The organism is uncultured Polaribacter sp. (genome assembly GCF_947503855.1).
In the GTDB taxonomy this organism is placed as follows: Bacteria; Bacteroidota; Bacteroidia; order Flavobacteriales; family Flavobacteriaceae; genus Polaribacter.
On sequence record NZ_CANNFF010000011.1, the window covers coordinates 114,798 to 136,448 of the forward strand.

Sequence of the window (21,651 nt, forward strand, 5' to 3'; positions counted from 1 at the left end):
AAGTTGTGAAATATTTATACATTTTATTGTTATTACTTCTTGTAATTTCTTGTGGAGATAAACAAGAAAAAGAAGTAGCGGTTAAAACTGCAAAGCCTTTAATGAGTTTGGTTACCAAACACAATGCTACAAAATCGGTAGCTCCAAAGTTCTTAAACGATGTTGTAGGTTGGCAAAAATTAAAATTGGTAGATTCTTTTTTTGTGAATTACAGAAATATATCGCCTAACGAAGCCTTAAATAATGCTGTAGAATTAAAAGATTTGGTAAAAAGTTTAAATGATAGCATTCCAAAAAAATTTAACATTGCGTCTTTTAAGGCTAGAGTAAATGTTTTATATAATGAAACCTTAAGGTTGGCAGATTTAAAAGATATTCCTGCAATAAAAGCAACAGAAGTAAATGTACAAGTAGATAAAACCATTGAAGCTTTTTCTGCTGTAAATATTAAAGTTAATACCATTTTACAGAAACAACGTTTTGAAGATTTAATTGATGTAGATGTTAGTTTTATCGGTTTAGATACCACAAAAATTGATAATTTTTCAAAAAAAACAATAGATTTAAAGTTAAAAGAAAAGTTCATCAATAAAAATAATTTAGATAAAGGAGCCTTAAAAAGGCAATAGTATTGATGAGAAAATTAGGAATTATATTAAGTGTTTCATTATTGTTTTTTGCTTGTCAATAACTTCCAAAAAAAGTAAGTATTACTTCAGAAAAAGCAACCATAGATAGTGTTTTGATAAATTGGCACAAAGCAGCTTCAAATGCAAATTACACCAATTATTTTGGTACTTTAGATAGTAGTGCAGTATATATTGGAACAGCTGCAGAAGAAATTTGGTCTAAAAAACAGTTTTCTAATTTTAGCAAACCTTATTTTGATAGAGGCAAAGCATGGGATTTTAAAACTCTTGAAAGAAATGTATACCTTAATGAAATTGGAGATTTTGCTTGGTTTGATGAACTTTTAAATACTTGGATGGGAACTTGCAGAGGTTCTGGAGTATTAGAAAAGAAAAACAATACTTGGAAAATTAAACAATATGTATTGTCTGTTGCCATACCAAATGATGATATAAAAGCTGTAATTACTGCAAAAAAGAAAAACGATTCTATTTTTTTAAATAAATATAAGTAATCATTTATGCGCTAATTATTTCGTTAACCACTTTATAAATTAATTCGCTTTCAAATCCTTTTCGCATTAAAAAACCAGTTAGTTTTTGTTTTCTTTTATGGATGTTTGATTCAGAAATAACAGCATTTCTATTTTCTGTAATTCTGTAAATAGTTGTATGGTATTCTTCATCATCAATTTCTTTTAGAGCCGATTTTATATTGTAGGTAGAAATATCTTTAAACTTTAATTCTCTTACAATTCGTTGTTTGCCCCATTTTTTTATTCTAAACTTTCCTCTAGCAAAACTTTTTGCAAAGCGTTCTTCGTTTAAAAAATTATCTTTCATTAAGTCTAAAAGAATCAATTCTCTCGCTTCAGGAATTAATTTGTATTCCTTCATTTTTTGCTCTACTTCTTTATGACATCGATCTTGATAGATACAGTATTGCTCCAGTTTTCGTTTTATTTGGTTTACTGTAAAAGAGGGTTTTTGTAACATGATTTCGAAAATACAAAAAGGATTGAAATCTTAAGACTTCAATCCTTTTTAATTTAGTTTTATTAAATGGTTTTATCTAATTTCTAAATTTTCTAAACTTTTAGAACCTTTTATCCACATCTTTAATTGTGTAATTAAGTAGAATAAAATTGGTACTACAACCAATGTTAAAAAAGTTGCTACAAATAAACCATAAATAACTGTCCAGGCTAAAGGACCCCAGAAAATTACATTATCTCCACCCATATAAATGTTAGCATCAAACTCATTAAACAATGTAAAGAAGTTGATGTTTAAGCCAATTGCTAACGGAATTAACCCTAAAATAGTAGTAATTGCTGTTAATAATACCGGACGTAAACGAGCCTTTCCTGCTTTTACCACAGCTTCAAAAAGATATTCTTTAGGTAAATACGCTGTATCTTCTAAATCTAGTTCTTCCTTTTTTCTGTCGATTAATAATTGGGTGTAATCAAGTAGAACAACTCCGTTATTTACTACAATTCCTGCAAGCGAAATTATCCCCATCATGGTCATCATAATAACAAAAGAACTCCCTGTAATTACAATACCTCCAAAAACACCAATAAAGCTTAAGAAAATAGCAATCATAATAATGGCAGGTTTAGAAACTGAGTTAAACTGAAAAATCAAAATAAAGAAAATTAACGCCAAACCTTTAAAGAAAGCACCCATTAAGAAGGCTTGTTGTTTGTTTTGTTCTTCTATTTGACCTGTATAATCAATACGAATGCTGGCTGGTTTTTCAGTAAAGTTTTTCATTTCTTCTTTAATCTGATTTACCACAGCTGCAGCATCTACATAACCAGGAGCTAATTGAGAATATACTGTAACAACACGTTTGGTGTCTTTGTGTTTTATCGCACTAAAACCAGAACTATTAGATTGTTTTGCAATTGCAGAAATAGGAACTGCTTTTACTTGCCCAGTATTGTCTCTAAACGTAATTGTTTGGTTAAATAATGCACTTTTGTTATATCTAATATCTTCATTAAAACGAACGTTGATGTCGTAATCATCTCCATCTTCTTTATAAATTCCCGCTTTTGCTCCAAAAATAGAGTTTCTTAATTGTTGGCCAACTTGTCCTGTGGCTACCCCTAATTCACCCGCTTTTTTTCGATCAACTTCTACTTTCATAGAAGGTTTGTCTTTGTTTACATCTATCTTTAGCTCATCAACACCAGGAACGTTTTTAGAGTTTACAAAAGCACGCATTTTTTCTGCAGTGGCTATTAATTCTTCATAATCTTTTCCTTCTAATTCGATATTTATAGGCGCTCCAGCAGGTGGTCCATTCGCATCTTTTTCAACAGAAATTAAGACTCCTGGGTAAATTCCTGTTAGGGCTTCTTGTACTTTTTGACGTAATTTTTCACTATCTAAACCACGTCTGTATTTATACTGACGCATAGAGGCTGTAATTTTACCTTTATGTGGCATTTCTGCAGCAGAACCACCATCTGTTTGCGGATTTCCAGCACCTTCACCCACTTGAGAAACAGCACTTTCTACCATGAAGTTTTTACCATTATCCATATACATCTCTTGGTTTAAGATGCCATACACACGTTGCTCAATTTCTTTGGTAATTTTATTGGTTTCGTCAATATCTGTTCCTTGTGGATATTCGATATATACCACAACTTGATTGGGTTTGTTGTCTGGGAAAAACTCTATTTTTGTTCTTTGTGATGCAACAGATGCACCAAAGCCTCCAAAAGCTGCAAATAATAAGATAAAAGTACCTACTGTAATTGCAATTGGTTTCCATCCACTTAAAGCCGCTTTTAATGTTTTTTCATAAGTGTTTTCTAACCAAACCAATGTGTTTTTTTGAAAATAATTAGCGGCTTTTCTTAAGAATAATCTGTACACCCACAACATAATTGCAGTAAATACCATAACAGAGCCTAAACCTCTATACTCGCCTCCTACTAGTAAAATTACAATACCAAACAACCCTACAATTGCAGAAATGGTAATGATTCTTTTGATGGGCATATCTTTATCTTCGGTGGTCATAAACTGAGAAACCAAAACAGAATTAAAGAAAATAGCCACTACTAAAGAAGAACCTAAAACTACAGATAATGTAATTGGGAAATAAATCATAAACTGCCCAAAAAGCCCAGGCCATAAACCTAAAGGTACAAAGGCTGCAACTGTAGTTACAGTAGAAATTATAATAGGAAACGCAATTTCTCCAATCCCTTTTTTGGCTGCTTCGATTCTAGATAAACCTTCTTCATCCATTAAGCGATATACGTTTTCTACCACTACAATTCCGTTATCAACCAACATTCCAAGTCCCATAATTAGTCCAAACAGAATCATGGTATTTAGGGTATAACCAATGGCGCCTAAAATCATTAAAGACATAAACATAGACATTGGAATAGCAAAACCAACAAATAGGGCGTTTTTAAATCCTAAAAAGAACATTAAAACAGTAACTACTAAGATAATTCCGAAAATAATATTGTTCACCAAATCATCTACTTGACCAATGGTTTTGTCAGATAAATCGTTGGTAATGCTTACTTCTAAATTCTTTGGAAAATACTCGTCTTTGGCTTTATCGACAATGATTTTTATTTCATCTGCAGCAGCAACCATGTTTTTTCCAGCACGTTTTTTTACATCTAACATAACCACTAGTTTACCATCTTTTCTAGCAAATGTGGTTTTGTCTTTTTCTTTAAAACTTATGGTTGCAACATCTTTTAAGTAGATAGAATTCCCTTTTTCAGACTTAATTACAAAGTTTTTTAAGTCTGATGGTTTTTCGATTTCTCCTAAAATTCTTATGGTTCTTCTTTGCCCACTTGCAATTAAATTACCAGCAGAAGAGGTAATGTTTCCATTCTGGATAGCACCTACAATATCGTTAAAGCTTACTTGCATAGCCATCATTTTATAAATGTCTACAGCCACTTCAACCTCTCTGTCTTGCACACCTCTTATGTCTGCTTGTTTTACTTCATTTAAATCTTCAATTTCATCTTGTAAATATTCTGCAAACTCTTTTAGTTTTTGCAGTGGATAATCACCAGAAATATTAATATTTAAAAAAGGAATCTCTTCTGACATACTTAAATCAAAAGCATTTGGGTCTACTTTTGCACCATTAAACGTAGGCCAATCTTCAGATGCTTTTTCGGTATCTAATTTGTCTTTTACCCGTTGTTTGGCAACTTCTACATCCATGTCATCATCAAATTCTACAATAATCATAGAATAATCTTCTTGAGAAGTTGAGGTAATTTCTACAACACCACTCAACCCTTTTAATTGGTCTTCTAGCGGATCTGTAATTAGTTTTTCTATATCTTCTGCAGTGTTTCCAGGATAGAGAGTGCTAATGTATATTTTGGTTTCTTTAATCTCAGGGAAATCTTCTCGAGGCATACTAAAATATGCAGAAATACCTAAAATTAGAATCAAGAAAATAGCAACATACATCGTGGTTTTATTTGATATGGCCCACGAGGATAGTTTAAATTCCTTGTCAGTTTTTTTGATTTTAGTCATTAGTCTGTGGTCTTTAGACGTTAGTCTTTGGTTAGGTTTAAATATTTTAATAAAGCTGTAATCATTTTTGATAATTCAGCTAATTTTTCTCTTAATATCAAGCTTTCATTTTTTGTAATGAAATTTTGATTATTGACAATAGTTACACATACAACACATTCTTTAATTGAGCCTAAAGAGATTTTAAAAAACCTGCTAAATTGTGGGTTTGTATCTCCAGATTCTTCAGCTATATTTAAAGATATTGATGTTGCTGCTCTTATAAATTGAGAAGTTAATCTATAGTTTTCTTCTGATAGAAATTGTTTTGTAGTATTGTAAACTGTATCAACAAAATCAAGAGATTTTTGATAAACTTTTAAATCTTCAAATTTGAATTTTATTGTTTTCATAATTCTACAATCTACAGTCTAAAAACTACTGACTAATCTTAACTTCTTGCCCGTCTTTAACGGTTCTAGCTCCAGCTTCAATTAATTGGTCTCCAACTGAAATACCCTCTAAAATTTCGATAATATCTCCTTGTGTTTTTCCTGTTTTAACAACGGTTTGCATAGCAGTACCAATATTGTTTTTAATATTTTTTACTACGTATACATACTGTTTGCCTTCAGCATTTTCTGATATAATACTTTGTGGAATTAAAATAGCTTTTGGACTCGTGTAATCGTTAATTTTTAACTTTGCTGTTAAGTTTGGTTTAATACTTCTATCTTGGTTAGGTACTCCAATTTCTACTTTGAAAGTACGATTTGATGGATTGATAAAATTACCAGTTTGACGCACTTTAGTTTCTATAGTTTTGCCTAAAACAGGAAATTGAATTTCTACATCTTTCCCTTTGGTAATATTGGTGATATAGGTTTCTGGCACATCTGCCTCTATATACATGTTGCTAAGATTTACAATTCTAAATATTGCTGAACCTGGACCAGGAGAAACTACGTTACCTTGGTTTTTGATAACTTCATCAATAATACCAGAAAATGGAGCTCTAATGGTAGATTTATCCAATTGTTTTTTTAACTGAGCTAACGTGTTTTTTTGCGCTTCGTAGTTGGTTTTAGTTTGTAAAAACTGAATTTCTGAACCAATTTTCTGTCCCCATAATCTTTTCTGACGTTCGTAGGTTGTTTTAGCGAGTGCAGTTGTGGCCTCTAACTGAGCTACTTGTTGTGCCATACCACCATCATCAATTTTAGCTAAAATTTGTCCTTTTGCTACTTTTTGTCCTTCTTTAACCAAAACCTTTTCTAAGGTACCTGGCATTTCTGGGTAGATTAACACATTTTGTTTTGTTTTTACATTTCCTTGTAATTCTAAAAAATGTGTAAAAACTTCATTTTTAATTGAGAAAGCAGTTACCAAAGGAGTTTTTTTTATAGTATCTAATTTTTCAATTTCTTTGTTAATTTTCTTGATTTTTTGAGAAATATCTGCTAATTGTTTGTCTAACTCAGATTTTTTATTTCTAATTTCTTTTAAATTTTTTGTAGCGATAACATCATCTAAAGATTGTTCTTTTTTCTCTCCACAAGAAGCTAAAATAAGTGTAGTTAAAAGTGCTAAATATATTTTTTTCATGATTTTTTTTATTTTGTGATTGGTAAGTTTAAGGCGTTTTCTAAGGTTGCTTTTTTAGCAATAACATCTAACATAGATTGAATGTAATTTTGCTGTTGTGTATATAGTTGGTTTTGTGCTTGAAGTAAATCGAAACTAGTAGAAATACCTTCAAAAAACTTAATACGTTGTTTCTTTTCTATGCGTTCTGCTAAACCCACATTTTTCTTTGCAGTATTGTAGTTTTCAATACTTAGTTGGTAATCGTTTTTCGCTTTTTTAGCTTGTAAACTCAATCTTTGTTTGGTTTCCTCTAAACGTAAATCTGCAGTTTCTAAAGCTATTTTAGCTTGAGCCGTTTTTGCGGTTCTACCCAAACTACTAAAAATAGGTATGTTTAAACTAACACCAAATAATGATGATTGAAACCATCGTTGTTCACTAGTAAAAAAAGTAAACGAGTTAGAAAAACCTTGGGTACCATAATTCATGAAAGCATTTAAACTTGGCAACGCTTTGCTTTGTTCTAACTTTACCATTAATCTCTTAGTTTCTCTATCGTTCTCTGCAATTTTAAAGTCTATATGATTATTAAAGTTAAACTCTTGAGCTATTAGATCTAAATTTATATTAGTTTCTGTTAAAGAGTCTAGCGTATCTGTTAATATAAGTTTTGTGTTTATAGGATTTCCTATAGAAAGATTTAACATTTGATATGCAATTTCTTTCATTCTAATAACATTGTTTAACTGATTTTTTAAATTACCCAAAGTAATTTCTAATTGCTCTACATCTTCTTCTTCATTCAATCCGTTTTCATAAATCTTTTTAGCATCATTATAATTCTTCTGAAGAATTTTTATGTTTCCTTGTAAAATAGCAATACTATTTTCTGTTACTAAAACATTTCCGTAAGCATTTACAACTGCTTCTCTGGTTAAGAGCTCTGTTTTTTCTTGTGCCTGATTAGAAATTTTTAAATATGTTTTAGAGGCTTGCAAACCTACTAAATAGGAGCCATCAAATAGTAATTGTGTTAGCGTAACAGAAGCATTTATATTTTGTTTTGTTCCAAAAACAAACTCTTCATCTACACCATCTCCATTAATGTCTGCAACAGAAATAGGTTGTTTTAAAAAATTTTGATAATCTACATTAGCATTAAGTTGCGGCAATCCAATGGTAGTAGTTTCCCAAACTTTTTCTTTGGCAGAATTGATATCGTTTCTAGCGGCTTTTGTGTTGTAGCTATGCTCTAGAGCGTATGCAATAGCTTCATCTAGAGAGAGACTCATTTCCTTTTCTTGTGCATTAAAAGCGGTAAGCAAAAAGAAAGTACATATAGCCAATATTGTTTTTTTCATTTGGTTATTGTTTCTGTGTTAATTGATTTTGTAGTTCTTGTAATCCTTTTTCTGTAGCAATGCCACTAATATGATATTCTAAATAGTTGTTCATAAGCTCATTCATAGAAAAGTTGGTTAACGGAAAAATCTCTTGATCTTTAATGGCAATCATTCCATAAAAATAAATTCTAGAAATAAACTCTACATTAATACTTTCTCTAAAAAGTTCTAATCCTATACCTCTTAAAAGATTCTCTTTAATTGTCTTTTGCATAACATGAAATTGTTTTTGCTTTAAAGAGGCATAAATTTTAGGGTAATATTTTTGCAGCTGGTATTGTGGAGATGATTTTTCGTCTTTAAGATGTTTCATTACCATCCTTTTAATAGAAAAAATTTCTTCAATTGGATTTAGTTTTTGCCCACAAACATCATCAATACCACAACAAATAGCAGTAAACATATAGTCTGTAACACCCGCAACTAAATCAGTTTTGTTTTTAAAGTACTTATAGATGGTTTTTTTAGAAACTCCCAAATTACTCGCAATTTCATCCATAGTAACACTCTTAAACCCTAGGTTTAAAAATAAGTCTTTAGATATGTCTAATATTTTTTCTCTCATAAGTAAAGACGCAAATCTACAAAAGGAAACTTTAGAAACAAAAAAAGTTTCCAAAGTTTTAAATATTTTTTAACATTTGAATTATTTATTGAAAATTCTTTACATTATTTTTACAAAAAAATACAATTTGGACATTTTACATTATCAAAAAGAATTTCTAAGCTACTTAGAATCTAAAAAATGGGTGAGAGAACCTAAAAATCTTTACGAGCCAATAGATTATATTTTACAATTAGGAGGTAAAAGAATAAGACCTGTACTTACTTTAATGGCTGCAGATATTTTTTCTGGTGATTTTAAAAAAGCTTTGCCAGCAGCTTTGGCTGTTGAAGTTTTTCATAATTTTACGTTGGTTCATGATGATATTATGGATGCTGCACCTTTAAGAAGAGGGCAAAAAACAGTACACGAAAAATGGAATATTAATACAGGAATTCTTTCTGGGGATGCGATGTTGATTTTGGCCTATCAATATTTTGAAAATTACGATGCAGATGTTTTTCAAAAATTAGCAAAATTATTTAGCAAAACTGCTTTAGAGGTTTGTGATGGACAACAGCTAGATGTAGATTTTGAAACAAGAACAGACGTAACCATAGCCCAGTATGTTAATATGATTTGCTTAAAAACTTCTGTTTTAGTAGCAGCAGCCCTAAAAATGGGTGCAATAGTTGCAAAAACATCCGAAGAAAATGCTAATTTAATTTACGATTTTGGTTTAAATCTAGGGTTGGCATTTCAATTACAAGACGATTTTTTAGACACCTTTGGAGATCCAAAAACCTTTGGAAAACAAGTGGGAGGAGATATTATAGAGAACAAAAAAACATACCTGTATTTAAAGGCTTTAGAAGTAGCAAATGAAAACGATGGCGGGAAACTAAAATACTTGTACAGAAAAAAATTAAAAGAAAATACTATTAAGATTGCAGATGTTAGAAGAATTTTTGAACGGAATGATATTCCTAGCCTTATTAAGCAAGAAATAGAGAGGTATACAGAAAAAGCTTTTGAAACTTTAACTAAAATGGATATTAAAGATGCTGATAAAGAGCGCTTAAAAAGTTTTGGTTTGTGGTTAATGAAAAGAACCGTTTAAGTTTTTTATTTTTTATTGTAAGATTTTAAAATAAATAGTACATTTGCACCCAATAATTTTGGTCCCATAGCTCAGTTGGTTAGAGCACCTGACTCATAATCAGGTGGTCCTTGGTTCGAGCCCAAGTGGGACCACAAAAACCATCCTATTTAAGGATGGTTTTTTTGTGAATTAGGTTAATTTTAAATAACTGATATTAAGCAGTTAATTAATTATTAATTTCCTTTTTAGCTTCTATTATTCATAAATTTCCACTTCATACTTAAGACAAGTCAACGGTTATGCATTTTTAGATTTTTGTCAATATTGTCCAATATTTGTTCTTTTTATCATATTTATTTGCAAATTGAAAACATATGTGTATGATGTTAATTTTTAAATTAAGTCATATTTTGTGATTATCTTATACTCGTTGTACATCTTAAATTGTTTTGTAGGAATTACAATTTACTGTTATATAACAGTTTGCACAACTTTTTCTAGATGCACAATGTGTTGGTTTAATTAATCTTAAAGTAATTATGATAAAAAAAGGTTGGAAACAAGGATAGTACAGGATATTTAAACTTAATTTGTTTTTTATTTTCACATTTTAAAAAAATAAGAAATCAATAAAATAATGAGCAAAACAATTGTTTTAACAGGAGCAGGAGGTGTGCTTTGTAGCACACTAGCCAAAGCATTAGCTAAAGAGGGGAATAAAATTGCAGTATTAGATTTACGTAAAGAGGCAGCAAGTAAAGTTGCCCAAGAAATTATTGATGAAGGTGGAGAAGCAATTGGTGTTGCAGCCAATGTCTTAGAAAAAGAATCACTAGAAAAAGCAAAACAAACAATAAATAATGCTTTTGGTAAAGTGGATATTTTAGTAAATGGAGCAGGAGGCAATCATCCTTTAGGCACTACTTCTAATCCGTTTTTAGAAACAGAAGATTTATTAAATAAAACAGAAGGATTTAAAACTTTTTTTGATTTAGACCCAAAAGGAATCGAATTTACATTTAACTTAAACTTTCTAGGAACGTTAATACCAACACAGATTTTTGGTAAAGATATGGTAGGTAGAGAAGGATGTTCTGTACTAAACATTTCTTCTATGAATGCCTTTACACCGTTAACAAAAATACCTGCTTACAGTGGTGCAAAAGCAGCTGTTTCTAATTTTACGCAATGGTTGGCAGTACATTTTTCTAAAGTAGGTATTCGCGTAAACGCTTTGGCTCCAGGTTTTTTCTTAACCGATCAAAACAGAACTTTATTAACCAATGAAGATGGAAGTTTAACACAAAGAGGTCAACAAATTATAGATCAAACTCCTATGAGTAGATATGGAGAACCAGAAGATTTAATAGGTACAACTTTATGGTTATGTGGAGAGGGTTCTAAATTTGTAACAGGAGTTGTAGTACCCATAGATGGTGGTTTCGCAGCATATAGTGGAGTTTAAGAATTGCTAATTTTTAAAGATAAAATAAAAAATGATCCAAAATTTAGAACAAACATGGCGTTGGTATGGACCCAATGATCCAGTTTCTTTATCAGATATAAAACAATCAGGAGCAACAGGAATTGTTTCTGCATTGCACCACATTCCAAATGGAGAAGTTTGGACAGTTGAAGAAATTACCAAAAGAAAAAAAACCATAGAAAATGTTGGTTTAAATTGGTCTGTGGTAGAATCTGTACCCATTCACGAAAATATTAAAACCAAATCTGGCGATTATCAAAAATATATAGAAAACTACAAACAAACACTTTTAAATTTAGGTGTTTGTGGTATTGATATCGTTTGTTATAACTTTATGCCAGTTTTAGATTGGACACGTACCAATTTAGATTACGAAGTATCTGATCAATCTACAGCATTGCGTTTTGAAGCGGCTGCTTTTGCTGCTTTCGAATTGTATTTGTTAAAAAGACCTGGTGCAGAAAACGAATATTCTGTGGCGCAAAAACAAAAAGCGGCTGAGTTTATCAAAAGTTCATCAAAAGAAGAACAAACCAGATTAATTAGGAATATTATTGCTGGTTTACCAGGTGCTGAAGAAGGATATTCTTTGGAGGAATTCAATCAGATTTTAGCTACTTACAAAAATATTGGTTCTAAAGAATTAAAAGCAAATTTATTTTCTTTCTTGTCAGAAATTATTCCAGCTGCAGAACAAGCAGGTGTATTAATGTGCATTCATCCTGATGACCCTCCATTTCCAATTTTAGGCTTACCAAGAGTAGTTTCTACAGAACAAGATATCGAAGATATTTACAACGCAGTACAATCTCCAAACAATGGTTTAACCTTTTGTACAGGTTCTTTTGGTGTAAGAGCAGATAATGATTTAGCAGGAATGGTAGAACGTTTAGGAGATAGAATTCATTTTATTCATTTACGTGCTACAAAACGTGATGCAGAAGGAAATTTTCATGAAGCAGATCATCTAGAAGGCGATGTAGATATGTATGCTGTACTAAAAGCGTTAATTTTAGAGCAACAAAAAAGAATTGCAGCAGGAAGACAAGATGTAAGAATGCCTTTTAGACCCGATCATGGTCATAAAATGTTAGACGATTTAAATAAGAAAACAAATCCTGGATATTCAGGGATTGGACGTTTACGTGGTTTGGCTGAATTAAGAGGCTTAGAACTAGGGATTAGACGTTCATTATAAAATCGATTAGATTTTAATGCTGAACTTGATTCAGTATCTAATCAATCAAGTTACAATCAAAAAATAAAAAACAAATACTATGGCAACAACTTTCGAAACAAGATACGCTTCAAATCCGCAAGCAGTAAAAAAATACGACACACAAGAAATAAGAGATGAATTTTTAGTTCCAGATTTAATGCAACCAGGAATTATTAAATGGGTATATACGCATTATGATAGATATATGGCTGGTGGAGCTGTACCAACTTCAGGAGCTCTTACCTTAGAAACTATAGATCCTTTAAAAGCTGAATACTTTTTAGAAAGAAGAGAAGTTGGTGTTATTAATGCAGGAGGAAAAGGAACTATTATAGCTGATGGTGAAGAATTTAAAATGTTACATAAAGATGCATTGTATCTTGGTAAAGGGGTTAAAGAGGTTGTTTTTAAAAGTGATGATGCTAACAACCCTGCAAAATTCTATATGAATTCTGCACCTGCGCATACAGCTTATCCAACAAAACAAGTTACAAAAGCAGAAGCAAACAAAATAGAATTGGGTAGTTTAGAAACTGCAAATCATAGAACTGTAAACCAAATGATTATTGGCGGAATTGTAACAACTTGCCAATTACAAATGGGAATGACAGAATTAAAAACAGGTTCTGTTTGGAACACCATGCCAGCTCACGTGCACGATAGAAGAATGGAAATCTATTACTATATGGATATTATGGATGAACAAGCTGTTTGTCATTTTATGGGAGAACCACAAGAAACACGTCATATTTGGATGCAAAATCACGAAGCAGTAATTTCTCCACCTTGGTCTATTCACTCTGGTTCTGGTACTTCAAACTACACATTTATTTGGGGTATGGCTGGTGAAAACCTAGATTACAATGATATGGATGTTGCAAAAATTACAGATTTAAGATAACAGTATGTCTCAAGCATTATTTGATATTACAGGGAAAGTAGCTTTAGTAACGGGCTCTACACACGGTTTAGGAATGTCTATGGCTATGGGATTAGGAAAGGCTGGTGCTACCATTGTTGTGAATGGAAATTCATCACAAGAAAAAATAGACAAAGCAGTTGAATTGTATAAAGCAGCAGGAATTAATGCTGTGGGTTACAAGTTTAATGTTGCAGATGAAGCTCAGGTAATTGAAAACATCAAAAAAATTGAAACTAAAGTAGGTAATATCGATATTTTAGTCAACAACGCAGGAATCATCAAAAGAACACCATTGGCAGAAATGGAAGTTGAAGATTTTAAACAAGTTATTGATATCGATTTGGTAAGTCCTTTTATTGTTTCTAAACACGTTATCAAAGGAATGATGGAACGCAAAGCAGGAAAAATCATCAACATTTGTTCTATGATGAGCGAATTAGGTAGAAATACAGTTGGAGCTTACGCAGCCGCTAAAGGCGGTTTGGTAATGCTAACTAAAAATATGGCTACAGAGTGGGCACGTTTTGGTGTACAAGTAAACGGAATTGGACCTGGGTATTTTGCAACTTCACAGACGGCTCCTATTCGAGTTGATGGACATCCTTTTAATGATTTTATCGTGAACAGAACACCTGCAAAAAAATGGGGAGACCCAAATGATTTAGCAGGAGCAGCAGTGTTTTTATCCTCTAAAGCAAGTGATTTTGTAAATGGACATATTTTATATGTAGATGGAGGAATCTTAGCAACTATTGGGAAACCTTCTAACGAAGAATAAATATTAAAAATTCAGACCTTTCAGGTTTCTAAAACCTGAAAGGTTTAAACAATCAATCTAAATGAAAAAAATAGTTCTCTTTTTTCTTACGGTTTCTCTTTTTGTCAATTGTGATAAAAAAGCTGAAATCATTTCAACAGTAACAGTAAAAAATACTTTAAATATTGATAGAGATTTTGAAACTGTTGAAGTAGATATATCTGAAGTAGCAGCAGAAAAACAAGCTGATGTAGTAGTTTTAGATGCTGATAATAAAGTTGTTACTTCTCAAATTATAGATACAGATTTAGATGGTAAAAATGATGTGATTTTGTTTCAACCATCAATTAAAGCAAACGCTACAAAAACATATAAGTTATCAATTTTTGATAAAAAACAAGACTCAGTAATTAATTACTGTTTTTCACGTTTTGTACCAGAAAGAACAGATGATTATACATGGGAAAACAATAGAGTTGCTTTTAGAACTTTTGGTCCAGTAGCCCAAAAAATGGTAGAAGATGGTGTAAAAGGAGGAACCTTGTCTAGCGGAATAGATGCTTGGTTAAAACGTGTTGAATATCCAATTATCAACACTTGGTACAAAAGAAACGATGTTAAAAAAGGAGCCTATCATAAAGATCATGGAGAAGGTTTAGATAATTTTCATGTTGGTGTAAGTAGAGGTATAGGAGGTACAGCCGTAAAAGTTGATACATCTTTTTACTTTTCTAAGAACTTTACCTCTTACAAAACCATTACCACAGGTCCGTTAAGAACCAGTTTTGTGTTAACCTATGCTACTTGGGATGCTAATGGTAAACAAATCGATGAAACCAAACACATCTCTTTAGATTATGGTCAAAACTTATCTCGTTTTGAAATTGATGTAAAAGGAACAGAAACCATTGCAGCTGGAATAACTTTACACGATAAAAAAGGCGTTACCAATCAAAATGACGCTAACTTTTGGGTTAGTCATTGGGAAACCTTAGACGACTCTGAAGTAGGAACAGGAATTGTAACTACAGAACCCTATTTTTCAGGTTCAGAAAAGTTTGTTACATCTAGAAAAGACGAAAGCAATCACTTTTTACACTTAAATGTAGTTGATGACAAAGTTGTTTTCTATAGTGGTTTTGGATGGAAAAAAAGTAAACAGTTTACAACTCAACAAGAATGGGAAAATTATTTGTCAGATTTCTCAAAAAAAATAAATACTCCATTAATAGTAACCAAAAACTAATCACCCTTAAACAATGAAGAAGCAAAACTTTTTTCAATCCATATTTGTTTTAACTATTTTGTTATTCTTTTTGGGTTGTCAATCAAACACTTCAGTATCAACTTTACGCTTAGGACATTCTTTGGACACGCAACACCCAGTGCATAAAGCAATGGTTATTTTTGGTGAAGAGTTAGAAAAACAGTCACAAGGAAAACTCAAAGTAAACATTTATCCAAGTGGTCAATTAGGTGGCGAAAGAGAATGTTTGGAATTATTGCAAATTGGTAGTTTAGATATTACTAAAGTTTCTGCAGCAGTTTTAGAAAACTTTATACCAGAATATAAAGTATTTAGTGTGCCTTATATGTTTAGAGATAAAGCACATACATTTAGCGTTTTTGATAGTGAAATTGGTGAAAGTTTATTGTTAAAGGGAGAAAAATTTAGACTTCGTGGATTAACATTTTATGATGCTGGAAGTAGAAGTTTTTATATGAAAGAAGCACCTATAAAGTCTCCTGCAGATTTAAAAGGAAAAAAAATTAGAGTACAAAAAAGTAATATGGCTGTGGCTATGGTGAATGATTTAGGAGGTTCTCCAACACCCATTTCTTGGGGAGAATTATATACAGCATTACAACAAGGAGTTGTTGATGGCGCAGAAAACAATCCACCAAGCTTTTATACCTCTAAACATTATGAGGTTTGTAAGTATTATTCTTTAGATGAACATACAGCTGTACCTGATGTTTTATTAATAGGTACAGATACTTGGAGCCGTTTAAATAATCAACAGAAAGATTGGGTAAGAAAAGCGGTTAAAGTAAGTACTATTGCACAAAGAAAATTATGGGCAGATTCAGAAAAAGCATCTTTAGAAGCAGTAAAAAAAGCAGGTGTACAAGTTGTTTATCCTGATAAAAAACCTTTTGAAGAACAAACCAAAGGAATTTTAAAAATGTTTGATGGAAATGAGGAGATGAAGTCTTTAATAACTTCGATTAAAAATCAACAATAATGAGAGCAAAAATAGATAGCGTTTTAGAAAAATTAGTACTTTTTATTTTAGTATTAATGCTTGCTAGTGTCGTTTGGCAAGTCTTTTCGAGATTTGTGTTAAGAGCACCAAGTACCATTACTGATGAAATTTCTAGTTTCTCATTAATTTGGGTGGGTTTGTTAGGAGCAGCCTATGCAGCAGGTAAAAATTTGCATTTGGCAATTGATTTAATTCCAGAAGATGTTATTAAAAAAAGACAAGGGTTGTTTAACGGAATTGTATTTATATCGATAGCAGTTTTTGCATTAACAGTAATGATTATTGGTGGATTTAGATTGGTGCAATTGAGTTTTCAATTTGGCCAAACATCAGCAACCCTAGAAATTCCTTTAGGATTTATTTATATGGTAGTTCCAATTTCTGGAGTTTTAATTTGCTACTATAGTATCGATACATTAATCAATTTAAGAAAATTAAATAAAGCATAATTATGAATTTAGTAGAAGTCCTTATTTTAGTTATTAGCTTTTTGGTTTTCTTATCATTAAGAGTACCTATAGCGTTTGCAATTGGTTTAGCTGCTTTATTTACCTTATTAAGTGCTATGCCGTTTTTACCATCGGTAACTACATTGGCGCAAAGAATGGCAACCTCTTTAGATAGTTTTACACTCTCTGCAATCCCGTTTTTTATCTTAGCAGGTCAAATTATGAACAGAGGAGGAATTGCAGTTCGGCTTATCAATTTTGCCAAAGCCATAGTTGGACCACTTCCTGGTGGATTGGCTTTTGTAAACATTATTTCTTGTATGTTATTTGGCGCAATTTCTGGTTCTGCAGTAGCTGCAGCATCAGCCATTGGTGGGTTTATGAATCCGATGATGGAAAAAGATGGGTATGACAAATCGTTTAGTGCAGCAGTAAATATTACGAGTGCAACAACAGGTTTAATTATTCCGCCTAGTAACGTACTTATTGTATATTCTTTAGCAAGTGGTGGAGTTTCTATTGCAGCCTTGTTTATTGCAGGTTATGTTCCGGGTTTATTAATCGGTTTGGCATTAATGATTGTAGCTTTAATCTACTCAATCATTAAAAAATATCCAACAGACAAGTTAGTAGGTTTTAAAGAATTTTTTAAAAGATTTGTAGATGCTTTTCCAAGTTTGATGTTGTTAGTTGTTGTAATTGGAGGAATTGTAGCTGGTATTTTTACAGCCACAGAAGCTTCAGCTATTGCAGTAATTTACACGCTATTTTTAGGTTTTGTATATAAAGAAATTACCTTTAAAGATATTTCTCCAATATTGCTAGAAACTGTAAAAACCTCAGCAATTGTTTTGTTGTTAGTTTCAACATCTATAGCAATGTCTTGGGTAATGAGTTATGAAAATATTCCACAAGAAATTAGTAATACATTACTATCTATTAGCGATAATCCCATTGTCATTTTAATTATCATCAACTTAATTCTATTGTTTGTAGGTGTTTTTATGGATATGACTCCAGCGGTTTTAATCTTTACACCCATCTTTTTACCAATTGTTACAGAATTAGGTATGAATCCAATTCACTTTGGAATTATAATGATTATGAACTTATGTATTGGTTTATGTACGCCACCTGTAGGTTCTGTGCTCTTTGTAGGATGTAGTGTGGCCGATTTAAAAATACAGCAAGTTATAAAGCCATTATTGCCATTATTTTTAGTAATGATAGGTGTGTTGCTCTTAATTACGTATTTCCCAGATTTAACATTGTGGTTACCAAGACAATTTGATTTATTGTAAGAATATAGTGTAATTTTGTGCTCTTATATCAATTGAAGATTACAATAATCAATGACACAAAATAAAGCGATTTTATATATGGTTTTTAGTGCAATAGCATTTGCGCTAATGGGTTCTGTTGTAAAATATTTAAGTACATTTAATGTGTATCAAGTTGTGTTTTTTAGATCTGTAGGAACTTTATTGTTTACAATTCCTTTAGTTTTAAAACAGAAAGTTCCTTTTTTGGGAAACAATAAAAAATGGTTATTCATAAGAGGTGTTACAGGTGTAATTTCTTTAACCTGCTTTTTTCAATCTTTAAATTATTTATCTATTGGCACTGCAGTTTCTTTACGTTATACAGCACCTATATTTGCAGCTATTTTTGCACTTTTATTTTTAAAAGAAAAAATTAAACCAATACAATGGTTCTTGTTTTTTATCGCTTTTTTAGGAGTTTTAATCATCAAAGGTTTTGGTGCAGATGTAGCAACTTTAGGTTTGCTTTTTGTGTTATTTTCTGCTATTTTTTTAGGGATAATTTTTGTTGTAATTCGTAAAATAGGGAATACCGAACATCCATTAGTGATCATAAACTATTTTATGATTATGGCTTTTGTTTTTGGTGGGTTACTATCTATAAAATATTGGATTCAGCCTAACTTAATAGAATGGATTCTTTTTATAAGTACAGGTGTTTTTGGTTATTTTGGTCAGTTGTATATGACCAAAGCCTTTCAAGCAGAAGAAACCAATCTAGTTGCTCCCATAAAATATTTGGAGGTAATTATTACCATAATTATCGGAACATTTTGGTTTGGAGATATCTATAATGGTTGGACAATCTTAGGAATTGTATTGATTCTTTCTGGGTTGATTTACAATATCTACATCAAAAGAAAAACAACCTAAATTTCTATCGATTTTAGCTTGTAAATTTATCCAATATTTTCATTACTTCAACGCCATCTTTAACTGTACAAGGATTTTTTGCATTTCCTAAAAAGTAATTTACCGTTTGCTCGATTAAGGGTTGTTGTACGTGTGCAGGATTTTCGAATGAAAAAACTTCTTCCTTATCAGTAGTATTTAAAAACACTTCTTCTCCGTAAAAAGAGAAGGTAATTGTACCATTTTCACCGTAAATTCTACATTCGTCTTTTACATCTTTTTCAGAAGCTATAAAATTCCAAATTCCTCTAAATTGTACCCCGTTTTCAAATGCAATAATTCCGTTTACAATATCTGCTACTTTATTGTTTTGGGTTGAGGTTGAAAATCCTTCCGCTTTTTCGATTTTACCAAAATAATGATACATCAAATCTATTTGATGAGGGCCAATATCGTGAAAATAGCCACCACCTGAGGTTTCTGGTTTTAAACGCCAATTGTCATCCGTTTTAGCAATAACATTATTTGTTGTTGATTGTAAAATGGTAATATCCGCAAACAATACTTTCCCTATACAGTTTGCGTCTAGTAATTCTTTTACTTTTTGAAAGGCAGGTAAATTTCTTCTGTAATGTGCAACTACTATTTTATCATTTTCATTTACCAATGCTTTCAGCTCTAAGGCTTCATCAGTATTTATGGTCATAGGTTTTTCTAAATACACAAATTTGCCAGCTGCTAAACATTTTTTCGCAATTTCTAAATGTGTAGAGGGTGGAGTTGCAATATACAGCGCATTTATTTCTGGATGATTGATAATAGCATCAACAGAATTATAAAAAAAAGGCACATTGTGTCTTTCAGCAAAATCTTTCGCTTTTTCGCCATTTCTTCGCATTACAGCAACCAATTCGGAGTTTGCTACCTTTTGAAAAGCAGGACCACTTTTTACTTCTGCAACATCACCACAACCAATAATTCCCCATTTTATAGAAGTATTCATATAAATTTATTTAAAGTTAAAATAGTTTTTTGCATTATGATAACAAATATTACTTACAATTTTACCTAAAAAAGCTTCATCAGCTGGTAACTCTCCATTTTCAACATCAGTTCCAATTACATTACATAAAATACGTCTAAAGTATTCGTGCCTTGGAAAAGATAAAAAGCTTCTCGAATCTGTTAACATTCCAACAAAACAAGACAATAAACCTAAATTAGATAAGGTATTTATTTGTTTTTCCATGCCATCTTTTTGGTCTAAAAACCACCAAGCAGCACCATATTGCATTTTTCCTTTTATGGTACCATCATTAAAATTTCCAATCATAGTTGCAAAAACTTCGCTATCTGCAGGATTTAAATTGTACACAATTGTTTTTGCCAATTGATTTGTGCTATCTAATTTATTTAAGACACCACTTAAAGCACGAGCTTGAGAAAAATCACCTATAGAATCAAAACCAGTATCTGGACCCAGTTCATCCAGTAATCTTTTGTTATTATTTCTAATTGCACCTAAGTGAAACTGCTGTGTCCAGCCAATTTTGTGGTACATTTTACAAAGTTCAATTACTGTTTTAAATTTAAAGAAATCAACTTCTTCTACAGTTAAAGCTTGATGGTTTTGTACTTTGTTAAAGAGTGTTTGTATATCATAAATGTCACTTTCAAAAAACGACAACTGCTCAAAACCATGATCAGATAATCTACCTCCATTGTCATTAAAGAACTGAATCCTACTTTCTAAAGCGCTTAGTAAATTATCGTAATTATGAATGCTAATATTGGATACTTTTTCAAGTTTAGTTAAATATTCATTATACGTTTTGGTGTTTTCAACAGCAAAAGAATTATCGGGTCTAAAAGTAGGGAATGCCTGAACTTTTGAAGCATCTTTTTGAATAGCAATATGATATTCTAAAGAATCTGCAGGATCGTCTGTAGTACATAAACTTTCTACGTTCTGCAGTTGCAATAATCCGTTAGCAGAGTGCGATTTTTGTTGTAAGATTTTTGACGTCTTTTCGTAAATTTCCTCAGCGTTCTGAGGGGTCAAAATTTCATGAATATCAAAATAAGCCTTTAGCTCTAAAGCAGTCCAGTGAAATAGAGGGTTCTTAATGGTGTAAGGCACTACTTCTGCCCATTTTAAGAATTTTTCTTTATCAGTAGCATTACCAGTAATGTATTTTTCATCAATACCAAAAGCGCGCATTGCGCGCCATTTGTAATGATCTCCATACAGCCATACCTGGGTGATGTTTTCAAATTGTGTATCTTCTGCTATTTGTTTTGCTGATAGATGATTATGATAATCTATAATAGGTAGATCTTTTGCAAAATTATGATAAAGTTTTTTTGTAAAATTGTTCTGTAACAAGAAATCTTTGTTTAAAAATGAATTCATTTTTATAAATATTAAAAATTCTAAATGTTTTTATTTTAATGCAAAGATAGTACGTATAATGCTTATTTATAAATATAGAACTATATTAATATTAACCCGTTGTGCATTTTAAATAATGCTAATTTTAATATTATTAATATTCCTATCGAATATAAATTTATTGATGTAC

The 21,651-nt window shown here is 31.4% G+C and carries 20 protein-coding genes and 1 tRNA gene; 13 read left to right on the forward strand and 8 right to left on the reverse strand.

The genetic code is table 11. The annotated features are described in order from the left end of the window. Positions 1 to 5: 5 nt before the first annotated feature. Both Q0662_RS10630 and Q0662_RS10635 read left to right on the forward strand, forming a co-directional pair. Entirely contained in the window at positions 6 to 629 is a 624-nt protein-coding gene (locus Q0662_RS10630; protein WP_298949552.1) for a hypothetical protein, read from the forward strand. 113 nt (positions 630 to 742) lie between these two features. After that, complete coding sequence (locus Q0662_RS10635; protein WP_298949554.1) at positions 743 to 1,144, forward strand: nuclear transport factor 2 family protein; 402 nt, start codon at positions 743 to 745, stop codon at positions 1,142 to 1,144. A 4-nt stretch (positions 1,145 to 1,148) separates the two neighbouring features. On the opposite strand, the gene Q0662_RS10640 is transcribed toward Q0662_RS10635, so the two are convergent. From Q0662_RS10640 to Q0662_RS10665, 6 genes are all read right to left on the reverse strand, one after another. Further along, entirely contained in the window at positions 1,149 to 1,625 is a 477-nt protein-coding gene (locus Q0662_RS10640) for a regulatory protein RecX (protein WP_298949556.1), read from the reverse strand. A gap of 72 nt (positions 1,626 to 1,697) precedes the next feature. Beyond that, entirely contained in the window at positions 1,698 to 5,180 is a 3,483-nt protein-coding gene (locus Q0662_RS10645; protein WP_298949558.1) for an efflux RND transporter permease subunit, read from the reverse strand. Between the two features lie 20 nt (positions 5,181 to 5,200). Next, entirely contained in the window at positions 5,201 to 5,572 is a 372-nt protein-coding gene (locus Q0662_RS10650) for a four helix bundle protein (protein ID WP_298949561.1), read from the reverse strand. A gap of 25 nt (positions 5,573 to 5,597) precedes the next feature. Beyond that, on the reverse strand, positions 5,598 to 6,764 hold the full coding sequence (locus tag Q0662_RS10655) for an efflux RND transporter periplasmic adaptor subunit (RefSeq protein ID WP_298949563.1): 1,167 nt from the start codon (positions 6,762 to 6,764) through the stop codon (positions 5,598 to 5,600). An 8-nt stretch (positions 6,765 to 6,772) separates the two neighbouring features. Continuing rightward, positions 6,773 to 8,107, reverse strand: coding sequence for a TolC family protein (locus Q0662_RS10660; RefSeq protein WP_298949565.1), 1,335 nt, complete (start codon positions 8,105 to 8,107; stop codon positions 6,773 to 6,775). Between the two features lie 4 nt (positions 8,108 to 8,111). After that, a complete protein-coding gene (locus tag Q0662_RS10665) occupies positions 8,112 to 8,714 on the reverse strand; it encodes a TetR/AcrR family transcriptional regulator (protein WP_298949567.1) in 603 nt (200 codons plus the stop codon). A 127-nt stretch (positions 8,715 to 8,841) separates the two neighbouring features. Here Q0662_RS10665 and Q0662_RS10670 point away from each other — a divergent pair, with 127 nt between their 5' ends. The 11 genes from Q0662_RS10670 (at position 8,842) to Q0662_RS10720 (ending at position 19,090) form a co-directional block, all read left to right on the forward strand. Then, a complete protein-coding gene (locus tag Q0662_RS10670) occupies positions 8,842 to 9,813 on the forward strand; it encodes a polyprenyl synthetase family protein (RefSeq protein WP_298949569.1) in 972 nt (323 codons plus the stop codon). 60 nt (positions 9,814 to 9,873) lie between these two features. Next, a tRNA-Ile gene (locus Q0662_RS10675) sits at positions 9,874 to 9,947 on the forward strand. A gap of 485 nt (positions 9,948 to 10,432) precedes the next feature. Further along, complete coding sequence (locus Q0662_RS10680; RefSeq protein WP_298949571.1) at positions 10,433 to 11,260, forward strand: SDR family oxidoreductase; 828 nt, start codon at positions 10,433 to 10,435, stop codon at positions 11,258 to 11,260. A gap of 31 nt (positions 11,261 to 11,291) precedes the next feature. Next, positions 11,292 to 12,479 carry a mannonate dehydratase gene (uxuA, locus tag Q0662_RS10685; protein ID WP_298949573.1) on the forward strand — a complete coding sequence of 396 codons (1,188 nt, stop codon included), beginning with the start codon at positions 11,292 to 11,294 and terminating at the stop codon, positions 12,477 to 12,479. Positions 12,480 to 12,558: 79 nt separating this feature from the next. Then, the gene (gene kduI / locus Q0662_RS10690) at positions 12,559 to 13,401 is read left to right on the forward strand and encodes a 5-dehydro-4-deoxy-D-glucuronate isomerase (protein ID WP_298949575.1); all 843 of its coding nucleotides are present in this window, start codon (positions 12,559 to 12,561) and stop codon (positions 13,399 to 13,401) included. Positions 13,402 to 13,405: 4 nt separating this feature from the next. After that, positions 13,406 to 14,200 carry a gluconate 5-dehydrogenase gene (locus tag Q0662_RS10695; RefSeq protein WP_298949577.1) on the forward strand — a complete coding sequence of 265 codons (795 nt, stop codon included), beginning with the start codon at positions 13,406 to 13,408 and terminating at the stop codon, positions 14,198 to 14,200. Positions 14,201 to 14,261: 61 nt separating this feature from the next. Then, positions 14,262 to 15,425, forward strand: coding sequence for a DUF4861 family protein (locus tag Q0662_RS10700; RefSeq protein ID WP_298949579.1), 1,164 nt, complete (start codon positions 14,262 to 14,264; stop codon positions 15,423 to 15,425). 13 nt (positions 15,426 to 15,438) lie between these two features. Beyond that, complete coding sequence (locus Q0662_RS10705) at positions 15,439 to 16,425, forward strand: TRAP transporter substrate-binding protein (RefSeq protein ID WP_298949580.1); 987 nt, start codon at positions 15,439 to 15,441, stop codon at positions 16,423 to 16,425. Then, complete coding sequence (locus tag Q0662_RS10710; protein WP_298949582.1) at positions 16,425 to 16,895, forward strand: TRAP transporter small permease; 471 nt, start codon at positions 16,425 to 16,427, stop codon at positions 16,893 to 16,895. Before Q0662_RS10705 ends, Q0662_RS10710 begins: the two co-directional genes overlap by 1 nt. Before the next feature lie 2 nt (positions 16,896 to 16,897). Then, positions 16,898 to 18,196 (forward strand): TRAP transporter large permease, encoded by a 1,299-nt coding sequence (locus Q0662_RS10715; RefSeq protein WP_298949584.1) that lies wholly within the window; start codon positions 16,898 to 16,900, stop codon positions 18,194 to 18,196. Positions 18,197 to 18,247: 51 nt separating this feature from the next. Next, on the forward strand, positions 18,248 to 19,090 hold the full coding sequence (locus Q0662_RS10720) for a DMT family transporter (protein WP_298949586.1): 843 nt from the start codon (positions 18,248 to 18,250) through the stop codon (positions 19,088 to 19,090). A 13-nt stretch (positions 19,091 to 19,103) separates the two neighbouring features. On the opposite strand, the gene Q0662_RS10725 is transcribed toward Q0662_RS10720, so the two are convergent. Together Q0662_RS10725 and uxaC are read right to left on the reverse strand one after the other, a co-directional pair. Then, positions 19,104 to 20,072, reverse strand: a complete 969-nt coding sequence (locus tag Q0662_RS10725; RefSeq protein WP_298949588.1) for a Gfo/Idh/MocA family oxidoreductase — start codon at positions 20,070 to 20,072, stop codon at positions 19,104 to 19,106. 6 nt (positions 20,073 to 20,078) lie between these two features. After that, positions 20,079 to 21,482 (reverse strand): glucuronate isomerase, encoded by a 1,404-nt coding sequence (gene uxaC / locus Q0662_RS10730; RefSeq protein ID WP_298949590.1) that lies wholly within the window; start codon positions 21,480 to 21,482, stop codon positions 20,079 to 20,081. Between the last annotated feature and the right edge of the window lie 169 nt (positions 21,483 to 21,651).

What these genes read in the sequence shown, in the direction of transcription:
- Q0662_RS10645 (WP_298949558.1), bottom strand. Translation starts at nt 5,180, where the DNA reads ATGACTAAAATCAAAAAAACTGACAAGGAATTTAAACTATCCTCGTGG.
- Q0662_RS10650 (WP_298949561.1), bottom strand. Translation starts at nt 5,572, where the DNA reads ATGAAAACAATAAAATTCAAATTTGAAGATTTAAAAGTTTATCAAAAA.
- Q0662_RS10640 (WP_298949556.1), bottom strand. Translation starts at nt 1,625, where the DNA reads ATGTTACAAAAACCCTCTTTTACAGTAAACCAAATAAAACGAAAACTG.
- Q0662_RS10665 (WP_298949567.1), bottom strand. Translation starts at nt 8,714, where the DNA reads ATGAGAGAAAAAATATTAGACATATCTAAAGACTTATTTTTAAACCTA.
- uxaC (WP_298949590.1), bottom strand. Translation starts at nt 21,482, where the DNA reads ATGAATTCATTTTTAAACAAAGATTTCTTGTTACAGAACAATTTTACA.
- kduI (WP_298949575.1), top strand. Translation starts at nt 12,559, where the DNA reads ATGGCAACAACTTTCGAAACAAGATACGCTTCAAATCCGCAAGCAGTA.
- Q0662_RS10720 (WP_298949586.1), top strand. Translation starts at nt 18,248, where the DNA reads ATGACACAAAATAAAGCGATTTTATATATGGTTTTTAGTGCAATAGCA.
- Q0662_RS10695 (WP_298949577.1), top strand. Translation starts at nt 13,406, where the DNA reads ATGTCTCAAGCATTATTTGATATTACAGGGAAAGTAGCTTTAGTAACG.
- Q0662_RS10680 (WP_298949571.1), top strand. Translation starts at nt 10,433, where the DNA reads ATGAGCAAAACAATTGTTTTAACAGGAGCAGGAGGTGTGCTTTGTAGC.
- Q0662_RS10705 (WP_298949580.1), top strand. Translation starts at nt 15,439, where the DNA reads ATGAAGAAGCAAAACTTTTTTCAATCCATATTTGTTTTAACTATTTTG.
- Q0662_RS10710 (WP_298949582.1), top strand. Translation starts at nt 16,425, where the DNA reads ATGAGAGCAAAAATAGATAGCGTTTTAGAAAAATTAGTACTTTTTATT.
- Q0662_RS10660 (WP_298949565.1), bottom strand. Translation starts at nt 8,107, where the DNA reads ATGAAAAAAACAATATTGGCTATATGTACTTTCTTTTTGCTTACCGCT.
- uxuA (WP_298949573.1), top strand. Translation starts at nt 11,292, where the DNA reads ATGATCCAAAATTTAGAACAAACATGGCGTTGGTATGGACCCAATGAT.
- Q0662_RS10715 (WP_298949584.1), top strand. Translation starts at nt 16,898, where the DNA reads ATGAATTTAGTAGAAGTCCTTATTTTAGTTATTAGCTTTTTGGTTTTC.
- Q0662_RS10725 (WP_298949588.1), bottom strand. Translation starts at nt 20,072, where the DNA reads ATGAATACTTCTATAAAATGGGGAATTATTGGTTGTGGTGATGTTGCA.
- Q0662_RS10700 (WP_298949579.1), top strand. Translation starts at nt 14,262, where the DNA reads ATGAAAAAAATAGTTCTCTTTTTTCTTACGGTTTCTCTTTTTGTCAAT.
- Q0662_RS10655 (WP_298949563.1), bottom strand. Translation starts at nt 6,764, where the DNA reads ATGAAAAAAATATATTTAGCACTTTTAACTACACTTATTTTAGCTTCT.